Below are 400 nucleotides of genomic sequence, written 5' to 3'. Positions count from 1 at the left end.
AGGCAATTTTTTTCTTTAATGGATCACTTGCTTCATAACGTTCAAGCACTAATGTTGCTTTTTTCTGTAACTTAGCATTTTCTTCTGACCATCTGAAAGCATCATCGACTTCTGCTGTTGTATATAAGGTTGAAAAAATAGACGAATAAGAACGTGCATGAACCGCTTCCATAAATGCAATATTTGTCAAAACAGCTTCTTCATGTTCTGTTATTGCATCAGCCATAAGTGAAATGGCTCCTACAGCATTTTGAACTGAATCAAGCAAAGACAGTCCCGTGAAAACACGAATTGTCAGCTTGCGCTCTTCCTCTGTTAAACTTGCCCATGAAGGAATGTCACTGGAAAGTGGTACTTTTTCAGGCAACCAAAAATTTCCAGTTAAACGATTCCAAACTTC

1 protein-coding gene is annotated in these 400 nt (G+C 37.8%); it reads right to left on the bottom strand.

Annotation, left to right across the window (positions count from 1 at the left end; genetic code table 11):
* Nucleotides 1-400, bottom strand: a 400-nt coding sequence (locus J7R05_RS08695) for a ribonucleotide-diphosphate reductase subunit beta (RefSeq protein WP_208541915.1), incomplete at both ends; no start/stop codon positions are given.

Source organism: Bartonella capreoli, from assembly GCF_902813205.1.
GTDB lineage: Bacteria > Pseudomonadota > Alphaproteobacteria > Rhizobiales > Rhizobiaceae > Bartonella > Bartonella schoenbuchensis.
The sequence above is the reverse complement of the archived record's forward strand: the minus strand, read 5'-3'. Positions and strand labels throughout refer to the sequence as shown.